Genomic DNA, 13,248 nt, shown 5'->3' with positions numbered 1-13,248 from the left:
GACGCCCTTGCGGAGAAAGAACCGCGGGTCAGCGACGTTGGGGTGGGTGGATGAGTCGGTCGGTACGCCGGGTTCTCTTCGTGCGTGCCGCTGACCTGCACAGACGCAACCCTACAAGCCTCTGACCTGCGCTTATGTCGTTGATTGACGTTGGGCGGCGTTGGAGGGTTGCGGACCTCTTGCGGACTTTTTGCGGACTAAATCGGCTTCCAAGAAGACCCACGCCTGGAGAGACATCCTGGAACGGCCAACCGCCCGAGTCACTCTCCCCAACTTTGCCGCGCGACGTTACTCGCCTTTGTCCGAGCGGTGCCCGAACTGCCTGCGCAGCTCGTGATCGTAGCCGTCGCGTCCATTCCGCAGGGTCACTTAGGAACAGTGGGAGTGGATGCACTGGTAGGTGTCGTGGAAGCTGCATGTAGTCCACATGTCTGGCACGGGAGGGCGGCACGGGTGGCGGCTCGCCCGGCATCTTCGGGGTGCCTCACCGTTAAGCGCTGTGCGTCCGTGCTCAGCGAGCGTGCTCAGACGGAACGCTGTGGCAGAAGTTATCGGGCGAGGTGGTGGTCCCCACAGCGGAGGACCGTTACTGGATGATGGCACGCGTCGGCCGCCGGGATGGGCTCGATGGTCCTGTCGACGGCTTGGTCGCTGGGGCCGCCCCGCTTCCATCGACTGGCAGATGTCAGGGGCGGCAGATCACCGCCGCGTCATTCCGCCCAGAGTGACGCAGGCGCCACGTCAGCCCATTGACGACTGAGCGATAGTCGAAGTCACCTGCCGCGATCGCCGCGCGCGCAGCGTCCGCCCATGCCGCGACGAGGATGAGGCCGTCCACTCTTCCGGCGGCTGGCGAAAGCTCGGGGCGGCACGCCGCCAACCTAGGCCGGTCATTCCTCGATCGCACCGCCGACGGTCCGCAGGTGCTCACGGAAGGTCAGGTTGGCGTTCCGCTTTCTGTTATCGAGGAACGACGCGAACTCGACCTGCTGCCGAAGGATGTTCCCGCTCCGGATTCGCTCCGCTTGCCGCCGCTCGGCGTCGCAGATGCCGTCGGCAACGTCGAGGATCTCGGCAACACGGTCATCGGGGAGGAAGACGGCTCCATCGTCGTCTGCGAGGACAACGTCGCCGGTGCTGACCGTGTGCTCGCCGACGCGGGCAGACGTCAGCGCCTGCGAGTCCCGCGGTGCCAGCTCCAGCGGTCCGGTCGGGATCGCGCCCAAGCTGAACACTGGCAGGCCGATCGCAAGGATGTCCGCGGTGTCCCGGTGTAAGCCCCACACGAGGAGCCCTGCGACACCCGCAGCTTTCGCTTCGGCGACGACAAGATCACCGATGCACGCTTGGTCGGTGCGTCCACCGTTGTCGACGACGAGCACGTCTCCTTCGCGGGCGTGCTCGAACGCTTCGAGGAACACGTCGACGCTGCCGGCGTGTCGAGCGGGCAGCACGCGGCCTGCGACGCGTGCCCCTGCAGCAAGCGGACGCGTCCCGGCCGGTGCGCATCGCACCGGTATGTCGACGCGGATGCAAGCGTCCGCGATATGCGCGGTCGTCAACGACACAAGCCGTGCGGCGTAGTCGGCGTTCATGCGCTGACCGTCACCTCTCATCCAGCTTCGTGAGCGAATCTGCGCAGTGAGCCACCGTCATCCGGCAATCCTCGCATCGGCTGCCCTCGGCTTTCCCATTCCCTGTCACCTGTGTAGACACCCACGTCCTCGAGAACTGGTCGGTTCGGGAGCGCCCAGTTTCGCGTGCTCGTGGTGTCAGTCTTTTCGAGACGGACTTTCCACGAAGGGGATGCGCACATGAACACCGAGGCGACGAAGGAGAAGACGGGTTGGGGCCTGTGAGCCGCCGCGTCTCCCGCCTCATCGGGGGTTGGCGTACCGGGCTCTCTCGACCCGTGCTCATCCTTCAGGCGGGCAACGCGGTCAACGCTTTCGGCTACGGGCTCGTGCTTCCGTTTGAGATCATCTATCTGCACCAGGCACGTGGCTTCTCGACGTCGACCGCCGGACTGGTTCTCGCGGCGACCATGGGGATCTCCGCCATCGCGACCCCGCCGACGGGATCGCTCCTCGACCGGTACTCCGCCAGAGCGTTGGTGGTCGCAGGAAGTCTGGCGAGCGCGCTCGGTTACGCCGGGTTCGCCTTCGTAGAACATCCCTGGCAGGGCTTTGCCTGCTCCATTGTCAGCGGAGCCGGGCTCGGCGTCGCAGGGACGGCCAATCGGACACTGGTTGTCAGGTTGATCAGGCCGGAGCAGCGAGCGGCCGCCTTTGCGCTGAACCGCGTCGCCGGCAACTTCGGTATCGGTGCCGGCGCGACCGTCGGCGGCTTCATCGTCGCAGCCACCCCGCAGCTCGGCACATTCCAGCGTCTCTATTTCTTCGACGCTGTCACCTACGCCGGGTTCGCGCTGATCGTGCTCGCTGCCGTGCCGAACCCGCGAGCCGACATCGCCGCGGCGCCGACACACGGTAACGGGACCGGCTATCGCGCGGTCGCTCGAGATCGGCCTTTCCTCATCGTGATCGCAGCCAACGTCGTGCTCGTCGTCGTCGGTCACACGTTCTTCTCCAACATCCTGCCGCCGTTCGCCAAGGCACACACGCCAGTCGGGCCCGCTGAGATCGGGATCATCATTCTCGTCAACACCGCCTTCGTCGTCATCGCGCAGATCCCGGCGGTGCGCCTGGTGGCACGGATGCGTCGCACACACGCGTTCGCGGCGACGAGCGCCCTGTTTGCTGTCGCCCTGCTCGCCGTCGTGCCGGCGACAGTCACCCACTCGGAGCTCGCTGCGACCAGCGTCCTCGCCGGGGTTGCGATCGTGTTGGCCATCGGCGAGATCGCGCACATTCTCGTTCTCGGGCCGCTGGTCGCGGACATGGCCCCAGAACATCTGCTCGGCCGCTACCTCTCTCTCTACACCCTCACCTTCACCGGCTCCCTGGCGCTCGGCCCGGCGACCGGCGGCCTTCTCCTCCAGACCTCGCCGGACGCCATCTGGTGGGGCGGCGCGCTCGCCGCGCTGCTAGCCGGAGCCGTCCTGCTGAAGCTCGGCGACCGCATCCCCGACCCGCTCCGCCAAGCCCCAGCACCGTCGACTGTTGGGACAGCGCCGGAGGCCGCGTGAAATGCCCGCCCAGTTCGCGCGGCGCGCGGTGTATATATCGGCGGAGGCACGAGCCGGTGCGGAAGGAAGGAGCGCACGATGGTGTCAGCCGATCTGCTCTCCCGGGCGCGGGCAGGGGATGGCGAGGCGTTCCGGGAGCTGGCTGAGTCCCACCGGCGGGAACTGCAGGTGCACTGCTACCGGATGCTCGGATCCCTGGCCGACGCCGAGGACGCCGTCCAGGAGACGATGCTGGCTGCTTGGCGGGGCTTGAGCGGGTTCGCTGAGGAACGCGCGTCGCTGCGCACCTGGCTGTACACGATCGCCACCAACCGGTGCCTCAACGCGCGCCGCGCGGCGAGCCGTCGCCCGGTCAGGGAGTGGGACATGTCCAGGTTTGAATCGCCCCTGCCGACACCGCGCGACGAGCCCGTCTGGCTGCAGCCGTTTCCTGACGCGCTGCTCGAAGGTGCCGCCGACCAGCCGCTCGGCCCGGAAGCCCGCTACGAGCAGACCGAAGCGATCTCGCTGGCCTTCGTGACCGCCCTGCAGCTGCTGCCGCGGCGCCAGGTGGCCGTCCTCATCTTGCGTGACGTCCTTGGATTCCACGCCAGCGACGTAGCCGGCATGCTGGAAGTGACCGTCGAATCGGTCAACAGCGCCCTCAAACGAGCTCGCGCGAGCCTGAAGCGCCGGGAGCGGTCGGTCGCCGGCCACGAGTCTCCGCCCGCTGCTGGCTCGCCCGCTGAGGACGCGATCGTTGCCACGTTTGCGAGGGCGTGGGAATCCGCCGATGTCGACGCGCTGGTGGCCTTGCTGACCGATGACGTCTTCATCGCCATGCCTCCGGAGCCGTTTGGATACGAGGGCCGTGAACTCGTAGCCCGCTACTGCGCTCGCCAGTTGGGCGCGGGCCGCAGATTCGACCTCGTGCCGGCCCGAGCCAACGGGCAGCCCGCGTTCGGGGCATACCTGCGCGGCCCGGACGGCGTCCGGCACGCGACCGGCTTCTATGTGCTCACCCTTGCCGGCGGCCGGATCTGCGGCATCACCCGCTTCGAGGCCAGCGTGCTGCCGTGGTTCGGGCTACCGCGATCGCTCCCGAGCCGATAGCCAGAACCCAGCACCGGGCCACGGGTGTTGGCTGGGCTCAGCCCACTACCACGTCCATCTCCACTGCCGCGGTCAAGACGTCAACAGCCGGGAGGCGTTCGCGGAGTGGGTCTCCCATCTGCACGAGCAGGGCAACCCGGGGGTTCCGCTCGAGCTCGGGCGCGTCCACGCCGACTACTGGTGGGTTGTCGAAGGCGCCGCCTACCTCGGGGCGGTCACCCTGCGGCACACGCTAAACGACTCGCTCCTGCAAGAGGGCGGCCACATCGGATACGGCATCCGCCCATCGGCCCGACGACGTGGGCTCGCTACCTGGGCGCTGGCCAACGGGTTGATACAGGCCCGGGGCCCGCGACCTGGATCGTGTGCTCATCACCTGCTCCGGCAGCAACATCGGTTCGGCTGCGGTGATCGAGATCAATGGCGGCCGGCCGCGCTGCGGCGCTCCGCGTTCGGCACGACCTGGCGTCGGGCGACCACCAGGGCAGGACTCGCCGGCCTTAGGTTTCACGACCTGAGGCACTACTGCGCCTCGCTGCTGATCCGGCACGGCGAGTCCGTCAAGACCGACCAGGCAAGGCTGGGTCACGCCAGCGCCGCCGAGACCCTGGACACATACAGCCACCTCTGGCCCGACTCCGACGACCGGACGAGGGAGGCGGTGGACCTCGTCCTCGGAGATTCTGCGGACTATCTGCGGACTGCGACCCCTTAGAGGAGGCAACGTCGCAGGTCAGAGGCGGTTGGGTGGATGAGTCGGTCGGTACGCCGGGTTCTGTGCACCGCGGCCGTTACCGGCACTGCGGGCGACGGCCATCCATCTCGGGTGCCCGTTGCCGGACACCTCCAGCGGTCTACCCGGAAGCTCGGGCGGGCCGCCCTCGAACGCTTCCTGTCTGACCTTGCTCCAGGTGGGGTTTACCTAGCCACGCCAGTCACCTGGCGTGCTGGTGGTCTCTTACACCACCGTTTCACCCTTACCGCGGCGCCTGCCCGGCCGGAGCCGGGTGGTTCGCCGAGGCGGTCTGCTCTCTGTGGCACTGTCCCGCGGGTCGCCCCGGGTGGCCGTTAGCCACCACCTTGCCCTGTGGAGCCCGGACGTTCCTCGGCGGCGCCCCGAGGGGCACCGACGCGGCCGTCTGACCGACTCATCCGCCGATGATCCTAACGGCAACACCGGACGCGGTATGCCGTGCGCCTCCCGCCGCCGGACGGGCATCTCCCTGCCCTCTTCCCGGCTACTCCCGGGACGGTGCCCCGGGTGCGCTGGCCGCGGGGTTGAGGCGCTCGCTGTCCTCCGGCGCCAGGCCCTCCTCCGGGTGGACCGCCGGGCGCCCGCGCTGCACCCGCCACGCGCTGAAGAGGGCGGCCATCGCCGCCAGCCAGGCGCCGCCCAGGACGAAGCCGGCCAGCACGTCGGAGACGTAGTGGGCGGCCAGGGCCACGCGGGAGAAGCCGATGCCGAGGACCATGACGAACGCCACCGTCACCGCGACCCGGCGCCAGACCCCCTTGAGGACCGGCAGGAACACCAGCAGCAGCACGCCGTACCCGACGACAGCCGCCTGGGCGTGCCCGCTGGGGAAGCTGGCCCCGGGCTCGTGGACGAACGGCTGCGCCACGACGGGGCGCTGCCGGTCCACCATCGCCTTCACCGCGGTGTTCAGCAGTGAGGACACCGCGGTGGTCACGACCACGAACAGCGCCAGGCGCCACAACCGGCGCCAGAGCAGCCACACCACCACGGCGAGCATCACCAGCTGCCACGCCAGGGCGGACCCGGAGTCGCTGAACGCGCGCATCAGCCAGACGAACGCCGGCTGCGTCAGCGCGAAGCGGTGCAGTCCGTCCCGGGCGCCGAGGTCGGCCTCGGACAGCGGCCCCCACCGGTCCTCGACCAGCAGGAGCAGCAGGGCGAACGGCACCGCCACCAGGGCGAGCGCGACGGCCACGAGGACCGCCCTCGTGGTGTAGCGCCGGCGCCGCGTGGTGGCGCCGGGTGCCGGGTCTGCCATGGGGCCTCCATCACCGTCAGGAGCCCACCACGGTACCCATCAGCGCGCCGCGCCGGACACTCCTGCGACAGAGGCACCGCCCAGCGCACGCCGGGCAGCCCGCGCTACAGGTCCACGTGCAGGCTGGTCCCGACGCTCGGACGGTTCACCCAGCGTTGGGTCGAGTGGTAGCCGGTCGTGCCGCAGAAGACGTCGAAGCGCACCGACTCACCGTGCGCGGGCACATGCGTGAAGGTGAGGGCGTAGCCACCCCACGGACCGAAGTTGCCCGACAGCCACTCACCGTTGGGGGCAAGGGCGTAGATCGTGGCGAGCTGGTCGCCGTCGCACCCGTCGTCGCCGTACGTCATGACGGTTGAGTCCCCTGGCCACGCCTGCGCCGGTGCGGCGCCGAGCACCATCGCCGCCGCCACCCCCGTTGCCGCTGCCAGAGCCGCCAGCCTCCTGTGCACCATGGCTTCCCTCATTCGTCGCAAGTCCAACCCGACGCATCCCACGCTGCTCTGGCAGACCGGCTCAGACCTCCACCCAATGGCGCATCGGTGGTCAGCACCCTGCAGGTGGCCGCCTACCTGATTCGGGTCAGACGGGCTCGAAACGCACCGAGCGTCGGGCGATGTCGGCCTCGACCAGCCGCACCTGGAGCGCCTCGCCCAGCGACACGCGACCACTGCAGGGCGCCAGGATGGCTGGGTCGGCCACCTGGACCATGCCGCCGTGCGCGTTGAGGTCGACGACGACGGCATCGAAGACCTCGCCCACCCGGTGGCGCAGCGCCGCTGCCTCGACCGCGTCGGTGCAGGCGCGCTCGACGGCCGCGGCCCGCTGGTCGGAGGAGGCCATCGCCTTCGGCAGCGCCGGCAGGGCCTCGCGCACCCAGTCCGGCACCTCGGCTCCCGCGCACAGCGCCTCGCACACCAGCAGCCCGAACCGGTCCACGAGCCGGCGCAGCGGGGCGGTGACGTGGGCGTACGGCGCGGCCACCGCCGCGTGCATGCCGACCTCGGGCAGCGCCCCCACGAACGGGGTGTAGCCGGCGCCGCGGAACAGGCTCGTCGCCTCGTGGATCAGCGCGAGCTGGCGGGGGTCGCTGCGGTCCAGGGAGCGCAGGAACTCGCCGTAGAGCCACTCCGCCGGCCACACCACCCCGAGGGCCCGGGCCTGGCGGTGGAACCGGGCCACCGCCTGGTGGTCCGGCTCGGGCATGGTGCGCAGGATGCCGATGTCGCCGTGGAGCATCATCTCGGCGGCCGCCATGCCGGTCATCAGGGAGATCTGGGCGTTCCAGTCCTCGACCACCATCGGCGGGCGGAAGCGCAGGCGGTAGCGGCCCTCGTCGTCGACGGTGACCTCCTGCTCGGGCAGCGGCAGGCTCGCCCCACCTCGTCCCTGCTCCAGCGCGACCCGCCGCTCGCCCACCTCGCGCAGCAGGGCCAGCCGCTCACCGCCGGACCCGGCGTCGACCGCCTGCTGCACCGAGGCGTAGTCCAGCCGCTCACGGCTGCGGACCATGGCGCGGTAGACCTCGACCGAGACCTCCTCCCCGTCCTCGTCGAGGCGCAGGTCCCACACGAAGGAAGGCCGGTCCTGGTCCGGCAGCAGGCTCGCGGCGTCCTCCGCGATGCGCTCGGGATGCAGCGGGGTGCGCCGGTCGGGGGCGTAGATCGTCTGGCCGCGCCGGCGCGCCTCGGCGTCGATGGCTCCCCCGGCGGCGACGAACGCCGGCACGTCCGCGATCGCGTAGCGCACGCGGTAGCCGCTGCCGGCCCGCTCGAGGCACATGGCCTGGTCGAGGTCCTTGGACCCCGGTGGGTCGATGGTGAAGAACGCGACGTCGGTGGCGTCCCGCTCCGGCAGCCGCACCGACGCCGCCGCGGCGTCAGCCTCCGCCAGCACCTCCGCCGGGAACTCGGCCGGCACGTCCAGCTCGGCGCGGACGGCGTCGAACGCCGCCCGCAGCTCGGTCCCGTCGACCCCGGCCGCCTCGACGCGATCGGTCGGCCTGAGCGTGATCCTGCGCATCGACATGGCCCTCACACTACGCACGCGCGGCCGCCAGCGCGCCCGAAGCGGGGGCGAGCGGCGCCGCCTCCTACGCTGTCCCCCGTGCTGATCCTGCTGCCGCCGTCCGAGTCCAAGCGCGGCCGCCCGCGCGGCGCACCCACCAGGCTGGAGCGCCTCTCCTTCCCCGAGCTGACCGGCACCCGCGAGCAGGTGGCCGCCGCCGTGGCCCGGGCCAGCGCCCGCCCGGACGCGGCGGAGGCACTGGGGGTCAGCGCCAACCTGGCCGACGACATCGCCCGCAACACCCGGCTGGCCACCGCCCCGGCCCTGCCCGCCGCGGACCTCTACACCGGGGTCCTCTACGACGCACTCGACCTGGCCTCCCTGGACGGCGCCGCCCTGCGCCGTGCGCGGCGCTGGCTGCTGGTCGTCTCCGCCCTCTACGGCGCGGTCCGCCCCGGCGACAAGGTCGCCCCCTACCGGCTGTCGATGGGGGTCAACCTCGAGGGCCTCGGCCCGCTCGCCTCGGTCTGGCGCGAGCCGCTCGCCCGGGTGCTCCCCGACGCCGCCGGCCGCGGCGTCATCGTCGACTGCCGCTCCAGCACGTATGCCGCCGCCTGGACTCCCAGCGGCGACCTCGCCCGCCGCTGGGTGCAGGTCAAGGTGCCCGGCGCCACGCACATGGCCAAGCACACCCGGGGCCTGGTCGCCCGCGCGCTCTGCGTCGCCGGGGTCGACGCCCGCACCCCCGGCGCTCTGGAGAAGGTCCTCGCCCCGGACTTCGAGACCGCGCTGCACGAGCCGAAGCGGGCCGGCCAGCCCTGGGTGCTGGAGACGACGGCCAGATGAGCGGAGCCGAGCTGGCCGACCTCGCCGCCCGCGTCGGGCCGGTCCTCGTCTTCCTCGTCGCGATCACCGTCGTGGCCGAGATCGCCGACGCCGCAGGCGTGTTCGACGTCGCCGGCCACTGGGCCGCCCGCGCCGGCCGGCACCGCACCTGGGCCCTGTGGCTGCTCGTCGTGGCCCTGTCGGTGGGCGCGACGATCGTGCTGAGCCTGGACACCACGGCGGTGCTGCTCACCCCGGTGGTCATCGCCGTCGCCCGCCAGCTCGACGTCAGCCCGCTGCCCTTCGCCATGACCACCGTCTGGCTGGCCAACACCGCCTCACTGCTGCTGCCGGTGTCCAACCTGACCAACCTGCTCGCGCTGCACCGGTTCGAGGCGCTGGGGCTCGGCCACGCGGGATACATCCGGCTGGCCGCCCTGCCGGCGGCCGCGGCGATCCTCGCCACTGTCTGCGTCCTGGCCCTGCTCCACCGGCGTGCGCTGCGCGGGCGCTACACCCTCGACGCCCCACCCGAGCCGCACGACCGGGTGATGCTCGGCGTCGCCGGCGGCGTGTGCGTGGCCCTCGGCCCCGCCTTCGTCACCGGCATCACCCCGGCCATCCCCGCCACGGTCGCCGCGATCGTGCTCGCCGGCACCACCCTGGTGCGGCAGCCCAAGGTGCTGCGCGAGGTGAAGGTGCCCTGGCTCGTCGTCGCCGGGGTGTGCGTGCTGTTCGTCGTCGTGGACGTCGCCCTGCGCCACGGCCTGCAGGAGCTGCTCGCCTCGGCCGTCGGGAGCGGCACCGACCTGCCGGCCCTGGCCCGCGTCACCGGCATGGGCGCCGCCTCGGCCAACGTCGTCGACAACCTGCCGGCCTACCTGGCCCTGGAGTCGGTCACCGACACCGACCCGCACCGGCTCATGGCGCTGCTCATCGGCGTCAACTGCGGGCCGCTGGTGACCGTGTGGGCGAGCCTCGCGACGATCCTGTGGCGCGAGCGGTGCCGCAGCGCCGGCGTGAGCGTCCCGACCCGGACGTTCGCCTGGCAGGGGGCCCTGTGCGCCGTGGCCACCATGGCCGCGGCGGTCCTGGCCCTCAGCCTGGCCTGAGCGGCCCGACGCGCGTCGGGACCTGTGTCGCCACAGGTGTCGCCGCCGTTGCCGCGCACGGCGTCAGGCCTTGAGCGCCTGCACCAGGTCGTCGACCAGGTCGCGCACGTCCTCCAGCCCGACCGAGACCCGCAGCACGCCGTCGGTGATGCCGACCCGCCGCCTTGCCTCCTCGCCGAGGCGCCGGTGCGTCGTCGTCGCCGGGTGGGTGATGAGGGACTTCGAGTCGCCCAGGTTGTTGGAGATGTCGATGACCTGCAGGGCGTTCATCAGCGCGAACGCCTCGTCCTTGCCGCCGTCGACCTCGAACGTGACCACCGTGCCGCCGCCGAGCATCTGCGCCCGGGCGAGCTCGTGCTGGGGGTGCGACTCCAGCCACGGGTAGACGACCCGGGACACCCGCGGGTGTGCCTCGAGCGCCCGGGCGACCTCCAGCGCCGAGGCGGCCATCCGCTCGACGCGCAGGCGCAGGGTCTCCAGGCCCTTGAGCAGGACCCAGGCGTTGAACGGGGACATCGACGGGCCGGTGTGGCGCATGAGGTTGCGCACGGGACCGGTGATGAACTCCGCGGTCCCCAGCACCGCCCCGCCCAGGGTGCGGCCCTGGCCGTCGATGTGCTTGGTGGCCGAGTAGACGATGACGTCGGCGCCCTGCTCCAGCGGACGGGAGAAGACGGGCGTGCCGAACACGTTGTCGACGACGACCTGGGCACCGGCCGCGTGCGCGAGGTCGCACACCGCGCGCACGTCGACGAGCTCCTGCATCGGGTTGCTCGGCGTCTCGAAGAACACGGCGGTCGTCGGCACCGACAGCGCCTCGCGCCACTGGTCCAGGTCCGGGCCGTCGACGAAGACGGTCTCCACGCCCCAGCGCGGCAGGATCTCGTCGAGGATCACGAAGCACGAGCCGAACAGCCCGCGCGCCGCCACGACCCGGTCGCCCTTGCCGAGCAGGGCGGCCAGGGCGACGAACACGGCGGCCATGCCGGAGCCCGTGGCGAAGCAGGCCTCGGTGCCCTCCAGCAGCCGCAGCCGCTCCTCGAACATGGCCACGGTCGGGTTGCCGTAGCGGGAGTAGACGAAGCGGTCGACCTCCTCCTTGAAGGCCGCCTCGGCCTCCTCGGCGCTGGAGTAGACGAAGCCGGAGGTCAGGTAGAGCGCCTCGGCGGTCTCCTCGAAACCGCTGCGGGCCAGCCCTCCCCGGACCGCAAGGGTGTCCGGACGCAGCTCGCTCATCCCTGCCTCCACGGCAGGCCGGCGACCTTCCAGCCGGACACGCTGCGGTGCCCCTGACCGTCCAGCGGCCCCTCGAAGCCGTCCGCCACGTTGTAGGCCGGGCCGAGGCCCGCCCGCGTCGCGGCCGCTGCGGCCGCCGCGGACCGGACCCCGGAGCGGCACAGGAAGTAGATCGGGGCGCCCTCGGTGACGCCGGCGTCGCGCAGCTGGTCCAGGAAGCGCTCGTTGACCGAGCCGTCGGGGAAGCGCTGCCACTCCACCGGGAGCACCCGCTTGCCGAGGCCGGTCAGGTCGGGCAGCCCCACGTAGCTCCACTCCGCGGTGGTGCGCACGTCCACCAGGACGGCCGCGGGGTCGGACTCAAGCGCGGCATACGCCTCCTGCGGCGGGACGTCCCCGGCGTAGCTCACCGCCACTCCCCCTCCCGACGCAGGACCAGGGCCTGGGCGACGATGACCCGTTGGCCGTCGAAGGTCAGCGCAGGCGGGCCGTGCAGCTCGTAGCCCTCGGCCAGCGCGGCGCTGACCCGCTCGCAGAAGGCCCGGTCGTCCGGTCCGGTGAGGACCCGGTAGGCAAGTCGCTCGTCCATGGCCGCACCCTGCCACAGCCGTCCGCATGGCGGATGGTCGGGCTCAGCACGTGGGACAACGCCAGCCCGTGCCCAGCCCCGGTGCTCAGCCCTGCCGCAGGTGGGCGGTGTGGTTGACGAACGCGACCGACGCGCCGCCGTCGGCCCACACCTCGACCGCGGACAGCGACCCCGGGGCCGTCAGCAGCCGCCAGATCCGCTCGTGCGGTATGCCGAGCAGCTCGGTGAGCACCACGAGGATGGGCTTGCGGTGGGTCGCCACGACGACCACCCCGCCCGGCTCCACCGCCCGGCGGTAGGCGGCGAGCACCCGCTCGGCCAGCGCCGCGTGGCTCTCCCCGCCCGGGCGGGCGTAGTCGAGGTCGCCGCGCAGCCGGCCCAGCTCCTCGGGCCAGCGGGCGGAGATCTGGCCCATGCTGCGGCCGTCCCAGTCGCCGAAGGACTGCTCGTCCCAGTCGGCGTCGACCTCGGCCTCGATGCCCAGGGTCCGGGCGATGGCCTCGCCGGTCTGGCGCGCTCGGGTCAGCGAGGAGGTCACCAGCCGGGCGGAGCCGTGCCCCACCAGGTTGGCCACGGCACGGCCGGCGGCCTGGGCCTGCACCTGGCCGGCCGCGTTGAGAGCGGGGTCGGTGCCGCCGCGCCCATCGAGCTTGCCCGCGACGGTGAAGTCGGTGACGCCGTGGCGCACCAGCACCAGGCGGGTGGGCACGCCCAGGTCCGGCGCGGTGGTCGTGGACTCCCCGGAGGTCGCCGCGACCGACTCGGTGGACGTGGGGCCCACCTGCCGGTTGATCGACTCGCCGTCCATCGCGGCGTTGGCCAGCTTGTCGGCGGCGGAGTTCTCGGCGCGCGGCACCCAGGTGAAACGCACCGAGCCCCCGGCGTCGCTGATCCGGGCGGCCACGTCACGGGCCTCCAGCGCGAGCCGGCGCATGTCCTCGTGCTTGATCTTCCAGCGGCCGGCCATCTGCTCGATGACGAGCTTGGAGTCCATCCGCACCTCGACGTCGGCCGCACCGGGCTCGAGGTCCAGGACGGCCTGCAGGCCGGCGACCAGCCCGGAGTACTCCGCGACGTTGTTGCTGGCGATGCCGACCGACTCGGCCCGCTCGGCGAGCACCGCACCGGTGGCCGCGTCACGGACGAGGGCACCGTAGCCGGCGTTCCCGGGGTTGCCCCGCGACCCGCCGTCGGCCTCGACGACCAGCCTGCGCGCCACCGGGC

At 71.7% G+C, this 13,248-nt stretch carries 12 protein-coding genes, 1 other RNA gene and 1 pseudogene; 5 read left to right on the top strand and 9 right to left on the bottom strand.

The window, feature by feature from the left end; translation table 11 throughout:
- Window positions 1-890: 890 nt before the first annotated feature.
- Entirely contained in the window at window positions 891-1,595 is a 705-nt protein-coding gene (locus FB474_RS06400) for an RraA family protein (protein ID WP_141787881.1), read from the bottom strand.
- A 317-nt stretch (window positions 1,596-1,912) separates the two neighbouring features.
- Between FB474_RS06400 and FB474_RS06395 the strand changes: the two genes are divergently transcribed.
- The 3 genes from FB474_RS06395 to FB474_RS21405 all read left to right on the top strand — a co-directional run bounded on the left by FB474_RS06395 (window position 1,913) and on the right by FB474_RS21405 (window position 4,955).
- A complete protein-coding gene (locus FB474_RS06395) occupies window positions 1,913-3,148 on the top strand; it encodes an MFS transporter (protein WP_185746066.1) in 1,236 nt (411 codons plus the stop codon).
- A 78-nt stretch (window positions 3,149-3,226) separates the two neighbouring features.
- Window positions 3,227-4,240, top strand: a complete 1,014-nt coding sequence (locus tag FB474_RS06390) for an RNA polymerase subunit sigma-70 (RefSeq protein WP_141787879.1) — start codon at window positions 3,227-3,229, stop codon at window positions 4,238-4,240.
- Window positions 4,140-4,955, top strand: a complete 816-nt coding sequence (locus FB474_RS21405; RefSeq protein WP_342778098.1) for a tyrosine-type recombinase/integrase — start codon at window positions 4,140-4,142, stop codon at window positions 4,953-4,955. Before FB474_RS06390 ends, FB474_RS21405 begins: the two co-directional genes overlap by 101 nt.
- Window positions 4,956-4,988: 33 nt before the next feature.
- Here the strand turns inward: FB474_RS21405 and rnpB are convergent.
- The 4 genes from rnpB to FB474_RS06365 all read right to left on the bottom strand — a co-directional run bounded on the left by rnpB (window position 4,989) and on the right by FB474_RS06365 (window position 8,283).
- Window positions 4,989-5,391, bottom strand: an RNA gene (gene rnpB, locus FB474_RS06380) — RNase P RNA component class A.
- A gap of 87 nt (window positions 5,392-5,478) precedes the next feature.
- Window positions 5,479-6,255 (bottom strand): phosphatase PAP2 family protein, encoded by a 777-nt coding sequence (locus FB474_RS06375; RefSeq protein WP_141787878.1) that lies wholly within the window; start codon window positions 6,253-6,255, stop codon window positions 5,479-5,481.
- Window positions 6,256-6,359: 104 nt separating this feature from the next.
- Window positions 6,360-6,710 carry a hypothetical protein gene (locus tag FB474_RS06370; RefSeq protein WP_141787877.1) on the bottom strand — a complete coding sequence of 117 codons (351 nt, stop codon included), beginning with the start codon at window positions 6,708-6,710 and terminating at the stop codon, window positions 6,360-6,362.
- A 127-nt stretch (window positions 6,711-6,837) separates the two neighbouring features.
- Window positions 6,838-8,283: an RNB domain-containing ribonuclease gene (locus FB474_RS06365; protein ID WP_141787876.1), complete on the bottom strand. Its 1,446-nt coding sequence runs from the start codon at window positions 8,281-8,283 to the stop codon at window positions 6,838-6,840.
- 78 nt (window positions 8,284-8,361) lie between these two features.
- Here FB474_RS06365 and FB474_RS06360 point away from each other — a divergent pair, with 78 nt between their 5' ends.
- Window positions 8,362-9,108 carry a YaaA family protein gene (locus tag FB474_RS06360; protein WP_141787875.1) on the top strand — a complete coding sequence of 249 codons (747 nt, stop codon included), beginning with the start codon at window positions 8,362-8,364 and terminating at the stop codon, window positions 9,106-9,108.
- Window positions 9,105-10,199, top strand: a complete 1,095-nt coding sequence (locus FB474_RS06355) for an SLC13 family permease (RefSeq protein WP_141787874.1) — start codon at window positions 9,105-9,107, stop codon at window positions 10,197-10,199. The genes FB474_RS06360 and FB474_RS06355 overlap by 4 nt, the downstream gene beginning before the upstream one ends.
- Window positions 10,200-10,262: 63 nt before the next feature.
- Here FB474_RS06355 and FB474_RS06350 read toward each other — a convergent pair whose 3' ends face one another.
- The 4 genes and pseudogenes from FB474_RS06350 to FB474_RS06335 form a co-directional block, all read right to left on the bottom strand.
- Window positions 10,263-11,435, bottom strand: coding sequence for an O-succinylhomoserine sulfhydrylase (locus FB474_RS06350; RefSeq protein ID WP_141787873.1), 1,173 nt, complete (start codon window positions 11,433-11,435; stop codon window positions 10,263-10,265).
- On the bottom strand, window positions 11,432-11,845 hold the full coding sequence (locus tag FB474_RS06345; RefSeq protein ID WP_141787872.1) for a rhodanese-like domain-containing protein: 414 nt from the start codon (window positions 11,843-11,845) through the stop codon (window positions 11,432-11,434). The genes FB474_RS06350 and FB474_RS06345 overlap by 4 nt, the downstream gene beginning before the upstream one ends.
- Before the next feature lie 20 nt (window positions 11,846-11,865).
- Window positions 11,866-12,024, bottom strand: a pseudogene (locus FB474_RS06340) (DUF1737 domain-containing protein); the annotation flags it as partial.
- Window positions 12,025-12,109: 85 nt separating this feature from the next.
- The gene (locus FB474_RS06335) at window positions 12,110-13,243 is read right to left on the bottom strand and encodes a bifunctional RNase H/acid phosphatase (protein ID WP_141787870.1); all 1,134 of its coding nucleotides are present in this window, start codon (window positions 13,241-13,243) and stop codon (window positions 12,110-12,112) included.
- Window positions 13,244-13,248 lie beyond the last annotated feature (5 nt).

It is taken from the genome of Oryzihumus leptocrescens (genome assembly GCF_006716205.1).
In the GTDB taxonomy this organism is placed as follows: domain Bacteria; phylum Actinomycetota; class Actinomycetes; order Actinomycetales; family Dermatophilaceae; genus Oryzihumus; species Oryzihumus leptocrescens.
This window is presented reverse-complemented; position numbering and strand designations above follow the sequence as displayed.